This window comes from Bradyrhizobium sp. S3.2.6, assembly GCF_040546885.1.
Taxonomy (GTDB): Bacteria; Pseudomonadota; Alphaproteobacteria; order Rhizobiales; family Xanthobacteraceae; genus Bradyrhizobium; species Bradyrhizobium cytisi.
In genome coordinates this window covers 82,262-95,076 of the sequence record NZ_JBEPOS010000023.1, presented here as the reverse complement: position 1 = coordinate 95,076, position 12,815 = coordinate 82,262, and the positions used below count along the sequence as shown (strand labels likewise).

Below are 12,815 nucleotides of genomic sequence, written 5' to 3'. Positions count from 1 at the left end.
GCATGTTCTCACGTGAGGAAGAGCATGCAGGATGACGCCTCGGACGCATGAGTTGCTAGGGGTTCTGGGATCTACAAATCGGCCCCATGGCAAGCAGATTGGAACGGCCGACGGATCCTTTTGGTGGACGCTCTAGCCACCCATCGCAATTGATAGCCGCCTGATGGCCTTGATGGCGGCTCCAGGGCCGCGCCACCCTAGGAATTTAAGCTCCTTGTCTTCGAGCGCGTTCGTCGCGCGGAAGAACTGTTCGAGCTCCTCGACGGCCCGAGACGGCAGATCCCTGATGTCTTCAAGATTGCTCTCTAACGGCGAGCGCTCTGGCGCAGCGAAGATGCGATCGTTGCGCTCCTCCTTGCCTTTCCGCTTCTGGAGGATTTCGAGGATTCCGATCGGCCGGCATCGGAGCACAACGCCCGGATACGTCTGGGATGCGTGGATGATGAGGACGTCCAACGGGTCGCCGTCTTCGGCTTGTGTCGAGGGAATGAAGCCCCAATCATACGGATAGGTGAGCCCCACCATTAGGGGCTTCGCAAGCGTGAACACCTTCAGCTCCGGATCGAACTCCAATTTGCAGGTGCTTCCACGGGGCGTTTCGATCACGGCGTAGATGTTGTTCTCGTCGGCCCACGTCGGGAGCTTGCTCAGGTTCGTCATGGGCTGCAGTCGCTGCGTTGTCTGGCCTTTGAAACGGCAACGTGAATCGTTTGTTCCTCCCTCCACGCCGCGCCGGCGTTACCCACGCCGACGCGCAATAGCCCCATGAGGCTCGACCGTGGTTTTTGTCGATCCGTCCGGCGCCGGCTGCATCCGTGGCGGGCTTTGCCCTTGGGGACTTTCCGGAGGCGCACCACCTGAACCGGTGTTGGTAGGCCCGGTCCAGCCCTGCGGCTGCAATTGACCCTTGTCTTCGGGTGCCGAACGCCCGCTCGGCGCGCCAAGGTCGTCCGCCGGCCTGACAGGCTGTGCTATCGCCAAGCCACCGGACAGCACAAGACATATCGATGCTAGTCGGACGCGCACTGACACCTCCGTTGACACTGATCAACGAAGAACTTGCCGCCGATCTTGCCGTTCCTGTTCATCGGAACCGAATTGCTGATTCCTTCGTTCAAGAATGACCTACAGGAGGACTTTAATGGCAAGAGCATCATGGAAGCGACCCGGCTCGCCGATCGGCAAGAAGGGCCCGCGCAAGGCAAATCCCTCATAATACAAGCGTCGTACGCGTGAACCGTGGTCGACCGCGGATGTAAAAATGCTCAAGCAGCTCGCGAAGGGCAACACGCCGACCGGAGTCATGAGTGTCAAACTTCAACGTCCCGTCGCGGCTATCCGCAGCAAGGCGCAGCGCGAAGGGATTTCCGTGAAGCCCGTCAACCGTTCACCCTACAATCGGCGCGGTTCGCGTCGCTAAGCCTCATTGGGCTCAGCCCTTACATCGTGAGCCTCCTCCTGCCGACAACTATGGCATCCCGCGCCGTACTGACGCCCATTGGGTCCTGGGTCCAAGCTAGCTGCGGATCGTTTTCACGAACCCAGCAAATGCGCAGATTGGGCTATTCTTGCTCCTAGAGGCTATCGGGGGTGCGCATCCGAGAAGATTTGTTCTGATTTCGCTACTCTTGTCGGGCCAATTCCCAAAATTCCTTGTCGCAGCCTTCAGGCCGCCCGGCCTTTTCCCAGAGCTGATGGGCGTAGGTTCGTATCTCGTCCTCATTCGCTTGAGCCATATGCTCTTGGGTTCTAGCCTCCCCGTTTGTGCAGGCCAAATGCCGGATGCACTTCATTGGCTCCAGTGGCTTCGGTCGCCCCCAGATGCGCGATGGCTGGTACTACGTACGGGAAATAGGACGGAAAGAATCCGAGATACATCGGTTGGGCGGTAGGAGGATTTCGCCGACACCAAACCGCCGCTCCCATCCCAAGGCGGAACTCACGATACGGACACGTTATCAACAGTGCACGGAGCTCTGCACCAAACCTCGGCCATTTAGGACCCGTCATGTCACAGGTCGGGCCGCTTCCTTGACAGCCTGGGCCGTGGTCGCCATTCCGGCGGCGTAGGCCGCTCCCGCGCCAAGAAGAAGGGCGCAGAAGCTTGCAAACATTGCATATGCGAAGTGCGTCCGGGCTGCATCAATTTGAGCGGGCGTTGCAGCTCTCGTTGTCGCGCCGACGGTTTCCCGTCCCGTATTGTTCGACCAGTACGCGATGCGCGTGCTGGCGGAATATGACGGGCCGACGAGGTTGCTGGCGATGCTGGTCGCCGAAGCCGGCAACATCGCCGCCGCACCGACCACCACGACGGTTGCGACCGCCCAGGCGGCCATCGCATGCCCGACTCGACCGAGGGCGGTCTGATCCGGCGAATTGGCTGCCGCAACGGCGCCACCCAGAAATGCGGCGATGATCCCTGAGACCGCCCACCACACGAATGCGGCCCAGCCTACGCCAGCAGGCGCCGATGCAGCAGTGGGAATGTCGATCGCGAGCAGACCGATGCCAAACCCCAGCATGGTCAGCAGGATCTGGACAACCAACGAAGTGAACTCGCCGGCCAGTACGGCTGACCATGTCCAACCAAAAAACACATTGGGAACGGTGCGTGTAGCCATGGCGAACTCCTCCAGTAGCTTATGCTCTGGTTCCAACGCGCGGTTGAATCGTCCGTTCCTGTTGCAGGAACTTCGGGCGGCTTCTGGACTTGGTTTTCCGGGAAACAACAGGAGGATAGCGCCATGACACTTGGCAGAGGCGCTTTATTGTGGCTGCTGGGCATTCCGCTTCCGGTGATCCTGCTGCTTGCATTGTTCTGGCGTTAGCCAGCAATCGATCGGAGATGAAGCCCAAAGCTCGGCGCTCAAAAACTGCCGGGCAGGATTTCGTGGTGAGCAGCTACCAGTCCGTGAAGGTTGCGGGTTTCAATGCCGGGGTTCGCTATCCGCGACCGACAAACCTAAGAAGAACAAACAAGCAGGACGAGATCCGCGACCACTAGCAGTGGTGTGCGCGCTGGGCGCTGTGCCACACCAAGCTTCCGTCTCGTCGCTCTCGCGATCAGATGAAAGGTTTCCCGCCTGTTACAGCGAGCGTCGCACCGGACGTATAGCTCGAGAGCGGATCGGCCAGCATGACATAGGCGGTTGCGAGCTCAGCCGGCTGCCCGGCGCGTTTCATCGGCACCTGCTTGCCGAAGTTCTTTACTGTGTCCGACGGCATGGTTGACGGGACCAGCGGCGTCCAGATCGGGCCCGGCGCGACGGCGTTAACGCGTATGTCCTTTTCGGCAAGCATCTGGGCAAGTCCGCCCGTGAAGTTCTGGATCGCACCCTTTGTGGTCGCATAGGCCAGCAGGATGGGATTTGGCATGTCGGCATTCACGGAGGCGGTGTTGATGATGGCGGACCCCGATTTCATATGCGCAACAGCAGCCTTGGAGAGATAGAACATCGCATGGATGTTGACCTCGAACGTGCTCTGCCATTCGTCATCGCTGATATCAGCGATATCCTTGAACGTGGCCTGATGGGCCGCATTGTTGACGAGGATATCGATCCCGCCGAGCTCATCGACGGCACGCTTGATGACGGCGCGGCAGTAATCTGGCTTTCGCAGGTCTCCGGGAAACAAGACAGCCTTGCGGCCTGCCTTCTCGATGAGAGCCTTCACCTCCTCGGCATCTTGATGCTCATCGAGATAAGAAATGAGCACGTCGGCTCCCTCGCGGGCATATGCAATTGCCACCGCTCGCCCGATCCCGCTATCTCCTCCCGTAATGACGGCCTTCTTGCCTGCAAGACGGCCCGATCCCTTGTAGCTGTCCTCGCCATGGTCCGGACGTGGCTTCATCGCCGAGGTCGAACCGGGCATCGGTTGCTGTTGGCTGGGATAAGGCGGGCGCGGATAATCGAGCATGGCATTCTCCCTGCGGTTATCGGTTAAACGCCATCCGCGGCGGAAACTCGTTCGCCACCGAGAGCGCGGCATTCTCATTGGTTTCTAGAGCGATCTTCTGCGCGAGCATCACGTCGCCGGGCACAAGGCGTGCTGAAGGCGCGAAGCACCAACGTACCCTCGGCGTTCCCGCCCCGTCGAGCTCGTGGATATTCGCAGCCGTCCCATAGTTGATGTGGTAGCGCTTAGCCGTATCGCAGCCGACCACATCGAAGTACCGGTGTTCATCGAACTGGGCGAGTTGTACCGGTGACAGCCACTCGCGCAGCAGATGGCGGCCGCGGGCCTCTGGCGAGTTTTCTCCGATGAAGCTGGCATAGAGTTCGCGGAGCGTCTGCAGCCGCGAACCCGCCCGGCGTTGAGCTCCGAACAGAAGCATGGCACAGCGCTCACCTAGCCGACGAGGCGCGGGTAAAATAACGTCTCCTGGGCCGTCGGATCGAACGCCCGCACTACGGCGACTTCGCCGGGCCTCGTCCGCGTTGCTGCCGTGAATCCCTTGCCGGTCAATTTCTTAAAGCGCTGCTCCGCCTCGGCCAATGCTTCCAGGTCTGCCGCGTCAAATTCCTGCCGCGTGTCCCCGCTATGGTTCAAAACAATCTGCGTAGGCATGGATGCTCCTCCTATGCTCCGCGATGATTGAGCAAACAGTTGGCGGGGCGCGACGTTCCTCCCTTCCGGATATTCTTGCTGTGCCGGCCTGCCTCGAAAGAAGGTTAGGCTCAGCGTTCGCTCTTGCCGTTCTTGCCGTTGCGGTTCGTGAAGCGGGCGCTACCGAGGCCGGTGCCGATCGTCAGCACGCCCCAGCGTTTCACGTCCTTCATGAACGGAACCTCGGACAGGCCCTGCACCACGCCGTCGTTATGCATGACGATCGTCGTGTCGTGTTCTCCGATCTGAGGGATGGCTTCGACCAGAGCTGCCGGCAGATTAAATTTAGTGCTCTCCCAGTTGCCGGGCAGGTTCTGCGCGCCCTTTGCGATCGAGCCGTCGCTCTCGATGACGCCAGGACACGCGATGCCGATGAACGGCGCGAGCTTGAAGCCTTCGTTCTCCGCCTTCGTGGTCAGGTCCTTGAGCATTTTGACGAGACGCTTAACCGCTTCCTCTCGGCTCGGTTCGCCGTCGGCATGACGCCACAGCTCGGATTTCCACACGCACGCCTTGGAGAGATCCGGCGCCTTCTTGCGACGCGTTTCGACGACGCCACAGCGGATATTCGTGCCGCCGACGTCGACGGCAAGGATGGAATCATGAGCTTCGAAGATCCAGGAAGGAGCGAGATGCAGCGCGCCAATCAGGCCTGCATCGTCCGGGTGCTGATGGATCGGCAGCATCTCGATTTTGAAGTTCTCGGCCTTCAGGATGATTTCGGCGCGCGCGATGGCGAGTTCGCCGAGCCGGCTATTGCTAAAGCCGCCGCCCACCACGATGCGCTCAGTCTTCTCCCAGGCCTTGGTCTTGAGGAAGCGGCGCGTCACGTGGGCGAGCTCCTGTGCGAAGTCCTCGATCGCGCTCTGCACGACCGCCCAAGCGTCGGTATCGTCGCCGACCAGGATGGCGTCGAGTTCCTTCTTACTGATGTTTTCGGAAAGCTCCTTGCCGAGCGGGTCTTCGCCGGTGTTACGCAGCGGCTTCCGCCACTTTTCGAGAGCATCCCGGAAAGCGCCCTTGCTGGCACGATCCCCAAGAAAACCCTCCTCATCCTTCAGCTCAATGTTGAAGCTGTCGACCTCCACTGACGGGAGGCGGGAGGCGCCGTGAGCGGCGATGCCGGTGGTCTTGATCGTTTCGTCAGCCATCTTGAGCCCTAGACAAGCCGCAAGTAAACGTGCGGTTTGTATCAACGACGCTTAGGGTTATCCCGTTCCTCGCCTGGCTAGACCGGTCTCACCGGTGCACGCTTGGGAGACAGAGAAGCAGGCGCGCAAACCTCCTGACGCTCCCTGCCCTGCCCCCTTCATCGCGGTCTCGAACAACGCCTCCTGGATGCCCGCGGCATATCGCCCGTCCACCGCGCCCATACCAGCAGGCTGACGAAATGTTCTTCCCGTTCATTTCGATCCTCCGAATGCGCTGCAGGGACAGGAACGGCAGCCGGTCAGCCGCGTTCCATTGCCATCGTTGGGAGAGGAGATTCAAATATGGGAATGTTCACGAAGGACATAAAATCGATGGAAGACCTGCTGATGCACGGTCTGCAGGACATGTACTACGCCGAGCAGCAGATCATCAAATCACTACCCAAGATGATCGAAAAGGCGACCAACCGAGACCTCGTCGCGGGGCTGAAAGGCCATCTCGAAGAGACCAACAAGCAGGTCGAGCGGCTTCAGAACGTGTTCGAGAAGCTCGGCAAGGAGTCTGGCGGCACGCACTGTCCAGCGATCGACGGAATCATCAAGGAGGCCGACGAGATTGCCGGCGAGATCGAGGACAAAGCCGTACTCGATGCCGCCCTCGTCGCGGCCGCACAGGCCGTCGAGCACTATGAAATCTGCCGCTATGGCACGCTCATAGCCTGGGCCGAGGAGCTCGGGCACGACGACATCGTGCGCTTTCTCACCACGAACCTCAACGAGGAGAAGGCGGCGAATACCAAACTCAATACGGTTGCGCTACGCAAGGGCGTGAACAGGAAGGCGTCGAGCGCGGCTTGATGGCAGCGTGGATCGACCTCAGCGGCTTCGCACAATCGCGGAGCCGCTGCCTTTTTGTTCCATCCGCCCTCTCCGCACTGATCGCGTCTTGCGCCGCACGTACCAGGCCATCATCGAGATGACCCGCCAAGCAAGCGATGCACCTATGAAGGCGGCTGCGATGCTGGTTTCCGCCGTTAACGAAAAGACCATCGCAAAGGCCAGCATGCCGAGCGCGCCGAGCGCGGCGCCGGCGGAATCGACCGCGGCCGCCATTTGCCCGCGACGCTCGCCGGCGAGGCCCGCCTCACGCTTGCGGCGAATTTCATGCTTCTCGATCAGCGTCGCGCTGGCGCAGAAGATCGCCGGAAGGGCGAGGAAAAGCCCGCCGATAGAGGCTCCATAGCGGCTGCTGACGAGGCCAGCGAAGATGGTCGCGGCGCCGCCGAGCGCGAAGCGGATCAGGTATTCGTACCAGCGGCCTTCCTTGAGAGATGACGGCGAAAAATGGATCGGCGTCATGTCTGCCCTCCGGCAAACATCAGTACGCCGAAGGCGACGATCAGCCAGACGACGAGGGATAGCACAGTGGCAAGCAATGCTCGCAGCCGCGCGCGAGCGAGGATTTGACAAACGACGACGCTGTAGATGGCGAGCGCAATCGCTCCCGCAATCATCGCCTGCGTTTGCAAGGCTGCGTAAGCGGCCCCATGCTGGTACACCGCGATTCCGAGTGTGGCGAGCGCGACCGAGGGTGCTGCTCCGAACAGACCGACGAAGCTTTTGGGACGTAGAAGATCTCCCAGCATCGCGAAGGCCGACACAATGGCGCCTCCGGCGAGGAAGCGGATGACGTACTCGGTCATTTCACTTTCCTCCAGATTTTCGCGAGCGGCCCGCCAGTCCCGTAGACCGGATCCTTGCGCGGCGGCGGCACCTTCGGAATGGTCTTGAGGGCGCGCGGACGGTCCTCGACCGAGGTGCACTCGTCGTACGTCCCCGTCGGCGGGTAGGCTCCGATGACGAGGAAGTCATCGTCTGCTGATAGGCATTCGTGACCCGTGCCGGCCGGCAGAATGACGATGTCGCCGGCCTTCAACGTGAATATTCTACCCTTCTTACCGCCGAAACGGACGCGCCCCTTGCCGCGCAACGCCGAGCACCTCGTGGATCCGGGAGTGGTAATGCTCGTAGTCGTAGATGCTGTTGCGCCAGGTATCGCCCCATCCGTTCGCTTCGAACAGATCTTCGAGAACGGCGGCAGGGTCGTGGCGCTCATCGAGATCGACGGCGCCGCGGTAGATGACCAGTGGCCATCGCGGATGATTGGGAACAAGACCGTCGTCCTTGAAGCAAATAGTGTGAGGCTTTCGCGCTTGCGCAAGGTCCATAGCTTTCCGCTTGCCGGGGCGCCGCAAACCTGTGGCGCGTTCCGCATACCCCTTTAGATCCTCAAGGGTCGGCATGATCGTTCTCCGTTGAAGCGTCGAGCGGGTAGCCGGTGCACAGCCGCAGGAACCGTTCAAGAGCCGCTCCCAGCGCGAAACCTGCGACGACATCGCTCGCCCAGTGCGCCAGGACGACTAAGCGCGTCGGCGAGATGCCGACCGCAACGGTGCGGATCGCCCGACGGGGGCCGGCTGGCATCGCGCCGGCCGCCGATGCCAAGGCTCCCATGTGCAGCGCGTGGCCGGAGGGAAAGGCGTCCTCACTTTTCCCGGAAAATGGGACGCCGTGGAGGTGCCCGATCACTGTCCTGCGGTCCGGTCGGGTCTGGTCGAACAGAAGCTTCAAACCATGAGGCAGCAGCGACGCCGAGACCGTGACCAGGAGAGCATGGTTGCCGGCGCGCCGCAGCGGCTCGCCTCGCCCGCGCGACGCAAGCCAACCAGCCGCCGCCAGGACCAGAAGGACCTTCTCGTCGGCGCCCCAAGTCAGGGCGCGGGCTACCATCTCCGGAGCCGGCGCAGTGTTGCGGGCGATGAAGCGCGCGGCCACGACATCAGCTCTGGTCGGCCGGACAGTGACCGGAAAGCTTGGCCCTCTAAGGCGACTTGGTGAAACTCTAGCAATTTTGAACATGGCTCAAGCGATCAACTTCGCTCCATAAAGACCTCTGATCGCAGCTCCGCTGCTTTTCATCGACAACCAGCCTTCCGCCGCATGATCTCGCCCAATGCAAACGAATGCTCGGAACGAACCTTGCTACCCATTGCGGTGGCAGGCCTCTTCCTCCGCGGCTGTCACCTGTCGCTATTCCGCGGCCTGGACACTTGGCGAAATTTCCACCGGCGCGAGCGGAGATACGGCGGGCCCATTGAGCGCGGTGCCGTCCGGCGCGAATTGAGACCCGTGGCAGGGGCAATCCCAGCACTGCTCCAGCGAGTTCCAATGCACAACGCAACCAAGATGAGTGCAGCTTGCCGACAGCAGGTGCAATTCGCCCTGGCGGTCGCGGCAGGCGGCAATCTTCTTCAATCCGCTGCGAACCAGCCGGCCCTCGCCCAAGCGAAGCCGCTCTACCGAGGCAAGTGCATCGGCGCCGAGATACTCCGCAAAGTTCTTCAGCGGCGTGATGTTCTCGCTGACGAAGGTGGTGATGTTCTTGAAGACCTTGCGCTCCGGCAAATAGACGGCCTCCCAGCCATTGCCGCCGACCGTGATCAGATCCGCAATCAGCAGGCCCGCCACCATGCCGTTGGTCATGCCTTGCCCGGAATCGCCGCTGACGAGGAAGACATGCTCTTCGTCCGGGCTGCGTCCGACGAAGCCGGTGAAGTCCATGGGTTCGAGCACTTGCCCCGACCAGCGATGGGTGATCTCGCCGATGTTCGGCAACCGCGCGCGCGTCCACTGCTCAAGTGCGGAAAAGCGCGCCTGACCGTCGTCGGCCTCGCCGGACTTATGGTCTTCACCGCCGACGATCACGATGTCCTCGTCTGCCGAACTCGGCTGCAGGCGGACATAATGATAGGGGTCGAGCGTATCCCAATACAGCGCATCCGGCAGCGAACCGGCCGGGACCTTGACCGCAATCACATAGGTGCGATAGGGCGCCTGTTTGGTATGGATCGCGACGCGCAGATTGACCGGCGAGTTCGTCGCCACGACGACGTCCGTGACCCGCACCTCGCCGCCTGACGTCTTGAGAACGATTTCTCCGCGGCCGTGCTCGATCGTCTCGACGCAGGTGTCACCGTAAAGCCTGGCGCCGCGCCGATGCAGCGCTTTGGCCAATCCGGCAAGATATTTGGTCGGATGAAAGCGGGCCTGCCGGGGGAACCGAAGCGAGCGCGCAAGACCGCCGTGATGGATGGGTGTCGGATCGCTGCAGAGCTCGACGGGGATTCCCAGCTTCCTGCAGCTTTCGAATTCCTCATCCAGATGCGATGGCAGCGTCTCCGGCGCCAACACCCAGTAGCCATCGACGCGGCGGAAATCGCAGTCAATTCCCTCGGCGGACTGGATCGCCTGCGCGCGGTCGATCGCGGCGGCGACGCTCTCGTAGTACAGCCGGGCGCAATCTTCACCGCGGACCCTGATCAACTCCTTGTAGTCGTCGTCCAGGGCTGTCGCCAAATGCGCGGTGGTGCGCGCCGTCATTCCGCTGCCGATTCTGCCGCGGTCGAGCACGATGACCGAGCGCCCGCGCGCCGCCAGTTCATAGGCCACCGACAGACCGGCGATGCCGGCGCCGACCACGCCGACATCGGCACGTTCCTGACCCGAAAAGCGCGAAGCCGCCGGGATGAACGTCTCCATCCAAAGCGATTTGGTATCCTCATCCAGCACGTTCATGGCATTTGTCCTCCGGCGTACAAACGAAGGGCAAAGCGCAACCGTTCCTTTGAATAGAGGCCTTCGCGTTCGAGCCCATGTGTGCCGACGACGCCCGAATGGAATGCCGTGGTGCAGCTTTAGCATTTGAAAAAGGAGAGGCGTTTGCTTGCTCCCAAGGCCGGCTCGGTAGAGGATGCGCACATAGGAGGGGGGCACGCCCGGTTCCGGTTCTGCTGAATCGACCAGAGATTGGCGCCGATCGACGTCGCCGTGGGCCGAATGAGCTTGCCGATTTTACCATCCGCCAGAGAAGTCGTGGCGGTCGAACGCGAGCCGTCGCTCGGACGGCCTTCTCGCCGCCTTCGCGGACAGCTACGGCCGCGGTGGATCGTACGGACGCGATTGACCGGCCTGGATTTGCAACGCTCCGCGGCACCGCGGCGCAAAAGAGCCCCGCCGAAGCGGGGCTCAGCATGATGTGCTCAATACTTCTTGCCCTGATTGTCGGCGGGCTGGCTCGATGCCGGAGGATTGTTCTGGTTGGGCTGCCCGGACGGCATGTTCTGGTTGGCGGCCGGCGGATTGTTGCCTTGATTGTTACCTTGGGCCGGAGGCGCCGCTTGTCCGGTCGTCTGACCGGAAGGCTGTTGCGTCCCGCCCTGTCCGGTCGTTGTCGGCTGGTTCTGCTGGGCCTGCCCGGTCGTTGCCGGTTGGTTCTGCTGAGCCTGCCCGGTTGTCGCGGGCTGGTTCTGCTGCGCTTGGCCAGTTGTCGGCTGGTTCTGCTGGGCCGGAGCATTGGCCTGACCGGTGTTCTGTCCGGTCGTGCCCTGCTGCGCCGGCTGCTGCTGGCTCGCCTGTCCCTGACCAGTCGTGGTTTGGCTCTGGGTGGCACTGATCTTGTTGGATACGCCGAGCGCCGAGACCGTGCTGGTATCGATCGAACCGCTGGCCTGGATGCCTTGCTGCCGCTGGAAGGTCATCAACGCCTCGCGCGTCCGCGAGCCGAGCACGCCATCCGCTTCACCGGTCAGCAATCCGCGCTCGATCAGCACCTGCTGCACGACACGGATTTCTTCGGGGCTCAGATTGAGCGCAGCGACGCTGCCACCGCTGACACCGCCACCGCCCACGCTGCCGGCGCGGCTGAACCGCGTCCGCGGCCCTGCCGGAACAACATCCACAATCCGGCGACTGCGATCGAGGACCACGATCTCGTCGTCGACCACGAAGAAGCTGTCGTCGCGGAAGTCCGGGAACACGTCGATCAGCGCCGGGAAGGCCGAGACGGACACCACATTGATATTGCTCGGCACCAACACACCCGTATTGATCTGGAAGTTGATCGAGCTGGCGTTAATCCGCGCCACATTGCGGGAGTTGAGTACCGACTGCTGTAGCGTTGTCTGCTGCTGCGCATTTACCGATACGCGGCCCGACATGCTCTGGGTAGTCGTCGTCTGGTTTTGCGCTGGCGCAGTGGCCTGGGTGCCGGTCGTTGCGCCCTGGTTCTGCTGCGTGGTCTGACCCTGCGTCATCTGACCCTGCGCGGCCTGACCCTGGGTAGGGGCATTGCTCGGCCTGGTGTTGGCGCCGGCTGTCGTGCTCTGGTCCTTCTGGCCTTGGTCCTTCTGGCCCTGCGACGCCTTTTGCTCGGACTGTCGCGTCTGCTCGCGCTCGCCGCGCTGTCCGACGGCCTGACTGTTTTGCTTGCCCGAGGACTGATCCTTGTCTTGCGCCTTTTGCTCGGATTGACGAGGTTGGTCGCGATCGCCACGACGCTGGCCGATGGTTTGGTCCTTTTGACCCTGCTGATCCTTACCGATCTGGCCTTTCTCCGCAGCGCGGCCACCCTCCCTCGTACCTTCGCTACGCTCGGTGCGTGACGGACCAGTCGCTTGACCGTGCTGATCCTTGCCGATCTGGTCTCTCTCAGCAGCGCGCCCGCCCTCTCTCATACCTTCGTCACGCTCGGTGCGTGACTGACCGGCCGCAGGGCTTTCCGCTCGGCCTCCGCGCGGCTCTGCGGCCCGGCCCTGCGTCATGCCTTCACCGCGCGATGCACCGCCCGGACCTTGCGACGTTCCGCCTCCGGACTTGTCGTGCTCCGCGGCGCCGCCGGCACTCATTCCGCCGCCGCCACCTTCACGCATGTCTTGCGCTGCCGCCAGGCTGACGCCGGCGAGCAGTACTGCTGTGGACAGCAGGAACCTACTCTTTCTCATGCTCATCTGCATCTCCTCCGATATTCATTGCTCGCAGTGTCTTCGATCGGCACTTTCGGATTAACAAAACTTGAAATCCATCGCGCGCTACGACGCGGCGCGAAGCGCAATCCGACTTTGCGGTCTGTTTGGAAACGAGACGATACTGGGAATGTTCCTGACCGCAGCCCCAGACGGAACCGTCAGGCTAAGGAAGCTTCATGTTCCCTACGGT

General features: G+C 61.9%; 14 protein-coding genes and 1 pseudogene. 2 read left to right on the top strand and 13 right to left on the bottom strand.

What is annotated here, in order from left to right; translation table 11 throughout:
- Positions 1–132 precede the first annotated feature (132 nt).
- Positions 133–660: an inorganic diphosphatase gene (locus ABID58_RS30450; RefSeq protein ID WP_354036527.1), complete on the bottom strand. Its 528-nt coding sequence runs from the start codon at positions 658–660 to the stop codon at positions 133–135.
- A gap of 601 nt (positions 661–1,261) precedes the next feature.
- Here ABID58_RS30450 and ABID58_RS30445 point away from each other — a divergent pair.
- Positions 1,262–1,420 (top strand): hypothetical protein, encoded by a 159-nt coding sequence (locus ABID58_RS30445; protein WP_246230075.1) that lies wholly within the window; start codon positions 1,262–1,264, stop codon positions 1,418–1,420.
- Positions 1,421–1,622: 202 nt separating this feature from the next.
- Here the strand turns inward: ABID58_RS30445 and ABID58_RS30440 are convergent, their stop codons facing one another.
- From ABID58_RS30440 to ABID58_RS30415, 6 genes are all read right to left on the bottom strand, one after another.
- Positions 1,623–1,736, bottom strand: a complete 114-nt coding sequence (locus ABID58_RS30440) for a DUF2934 domain-containing protein (protein WP_148753392.1) — start codon at positions 1,734–1,736, stop codon at positions 1,623–1,625.
- A 270-nt stretch (positions 1,737–2,006) separates the two neighbouring features.
- Positions 2,007–2,621, bottom strand: coding sequence for a hypothetical protein (locus tag ABID58_RS30435; protein ID WP_354036525.1), 615 nt, complete (start codon positions 2,619–2,621; stop codon positions 2,007–2,009).
- 442 nt (positions 2,622–3,063) lie between these two features.
- Positions 3,064–3,921, bottom strand: a complete 858-nt coding sequence (locus tag ABID58_RS30430) for an SDR family oxidoreductase (protein ID WP_148753395.1) — start codon at positions 3,919–3,921, stop codon at positions 3,064–3,066.
- Between the two features lie 16 nt (positions 3,922–3,937).
- On the bottom strand, positions 3,938–4,339 hold the full coding sequence (locus ABID58_RS30425) for a hypothetical protein (RefSeq protein WP_354036524.1): 402 nt from the start codon (positions 4,337–4,339) through the stop codon (positions 3,938–3,940).
- Positions 4,340–4,353: 14 nt separating this feature from the next.
- On the bottom strand, positions 4,354–4,572 hold the full coding sequence (locus ABID58_RS30420) for a hypothetical protein (protein WP_354036522.1): 219 nt from the start codon (positions 4,570–4,572) through the stop codon (positions 4,354–4,356).
- Between the two features lie 110 nt (positions 4,573–4,682).
- On the bottom strand, positions 4,683–5,762 hold the full coding sequence (locus tag ABID58_RS30415) for an ROK family protein (RefSeq protein ID WP_354036521.1): 1,080 nt from the start codon (positions 5,760–5,762) through the stop codon (positions 4,683–4,685).
- 342 nt (positions 5,763–6,104) lie between these two features.
- On the opposite strand from ABID58_RS30415, the gene ABID58_RS30410 reads away from it, so the two are divergent.
- On the top strand, positions 6,105–6,620 hold the full coding sequence (locus ABID58_RS30410; RefSeq protein ID WP_148753399.1) for a YciE/YciF ferroxidase family protein: 516 nt from the start codon (positions 6,105–6,107) through the stop codon (positions 6,618–6,620).
- 18 nt (positions 6,621–6,638) lie between these two features.
- Here ABID58_RS30410 and ABID58_RS30405 read toward each other — a convergent pair whose 3' ends face one another.
- From ABID58_RS30405 to ABID58_RS30380, 6 genes and pseudogenes are all read right to left on the bottom strand, one after another.
- A complete protein-coding gene (locus ABID58_RS30405; protein ID WP_354036520.1) occupies positions 6,639–7,121 on the bottom strand; it encodes a DUF3147 family protein in 483 nt (160 codons plus the stop codon).
- Positions 7,118–7,465 carry a hypothetical protein gene (locus tag ABID58_RS30400; protein WP_354036519.1) on the bottom strand — a complete coding sequence of 116 codons (348 nt, stop codon included), beginning with the start codon at positions 7,463–7,465 and terminating at the stop codon, positions 7,118–7,120. The genes ABID58_RS30405 and ABID58_RS30400 overlap by 4 nt, the downstream gene beginning before the upstream one ends.
- A pseudogene (locus ABID58_RS30395) lies at positions 7,462–8,065 on the bottom strand (cupin domain-containing protein). Before ABID58_RS30395 ends, ABID58_RS30400 begins: the two are co-directional and overlap by 4 nt.
- Complete coding sequence (locus ABID58_RS30390) at positions 8,052–8,681, bottom strand: phosphatase PAP2 family protein (protein ID WP_148753402.1); 630 nt, start codon at positions 8,679–8,681, stop codon at positions 8,052–8,054. Before ABID58_RS30390 ends, ABID58_RS30395 begins: the two are co-directional and overlap by 14 nt.
- A 171-nt stretch (positions 8,682–8,852) precedes the next feature.
- Positions 8,853–10,397: an FAD-dependent oxidoreductase gene (locus tag ABID58_RS30385; RefSeq protein WP_187435097.1), complete on the bottom strand. Its 1,545-nt coding sequence runs from the start codon at positions 10,395–10,397 to the stop codon at positions 8,853–8,855.
- 464 nt (positions 10,398–10,861) lie between these two features.
- On the bottom strand, positions 10,862–12,607 hold the full coding sequence (locus ABID58_RS30380; RefSeq protein WP_354036518.1) for a peptidoglycan-binding protein: 1,746 nt from the start codon (positions 12,605–12,607) through the stop codon (positions 10,862–10,864).
- Positions 12,608–12,815 lie beyond the last annotated feature (208 nt).

What these genes read in the sequence shown, in the direction of transcription:
- ABID58_RS30385 (WP_187435097.1), bottom strand. Translation starts at nt 10,397, where the DNA reads ATGAACGTGCTGGATGAGGATACCAAATCGCTTTGGATGGAGACGTTC.
- ABID58_RS30410 (WP_148753399.1), top strand. Translation starts at nt 6,105, where the DNA reads ATGGGAATGTTCACGAAGGACATAAAATCGATGGAAGACCTGCTGATG.
- ABID58_RS30405 (WP_354036520.1), bottom strand. Translation starts at nt 7,121, where the DNA reads ATGACGCCGATCCATTTTTCGCCGTCATCTCTCAAGGAAGGCCGCTGG.
- ABID58_RS30420 (WP_354036522.1), bottom strand. Translation starts at nt 4,572, where the DNA reads ATGCCTACGCAGATTGTTTTGAACCATAGCGGGGACACGCGGCAGGAA.
- ABID58_RS30415 (WP_354036521.1), bottom strand. Translation starts at nt 5,762, where the DNA reads ATGGCTGACGAAACGATCAAGACCACCGGCATCGCCGCTCACGGCGCC.
- ABID58_RS30435 (WP_354036525.1), bottom strand. Translation starts at nt 2,621, where the DNA reads ATGGCTACACGCACCGTTCCCAATGTGTTTTTTGGTTGGACATGGTCA.
- ABID58_RS30450 (WP_354036527.1), bottom strand. Translation starts at nt 660, where the DNA reads ATGACGAACCTGAGCAAGCTCCCGACGTGGGCCGACGAGAACAACATC.
- ABID58_RS30430 (WP_148753395.1), bottom strand. Translation starts at nt 3,921, where the DNA reads ATGCTCGATTATCCGCGCCCGCCTTATCCCAGCCAACAGCAACCGATG.
- ABID58_RS30380 (WP_354036518.1), bottom strand. Translation starts at nt 12,607, where the DNA reads ATGAGCATGAGAAAGAGTAGGTTCCTGCTGTCCACAGCAGTACTGCTC.
- ABID58_RS30445 (WP_246230075.1), top strand. Translation starts at nt 1,262, where the DNA reads ATGCTCAAGCAGCTCGCGAAGGGCAACACGCCGACCGGAGTCATGAGT.
- ABID58_RS30425 (WP_354036524.1), bottom strand. Translation starts at nt 4,339, where the DNA reads ATGCTTCTGTTCGGAGCTCAACGCCGGGCGGGTTCGCGGCTGCAGACG.
- ABID58_RS30390 (WP_148753402.1), bottom strand. Translation starts at nt 8,681, where the DNA reads ATGTTCAAAATTGCTAGAGTTTCACCAAGTCGCCTTAGAGGGCCAAGC.
- ABID58_RS30400 (WP_354036519.1), bottom strand. Translation starts at nt 7,465, where the DNA reads ATGACCGAGTACGTCATCCGCTTCCTCGCCGGAGGCGCCATTGTGTCG.
- ABID58_RS30440 (WP_148753392.1), bottom strand. Translation starts at nt 1,736, where the DNA reads ATGGCTCAAGCGAATGAGGACGAGATACGAACCTACGCCCATCAGCTC.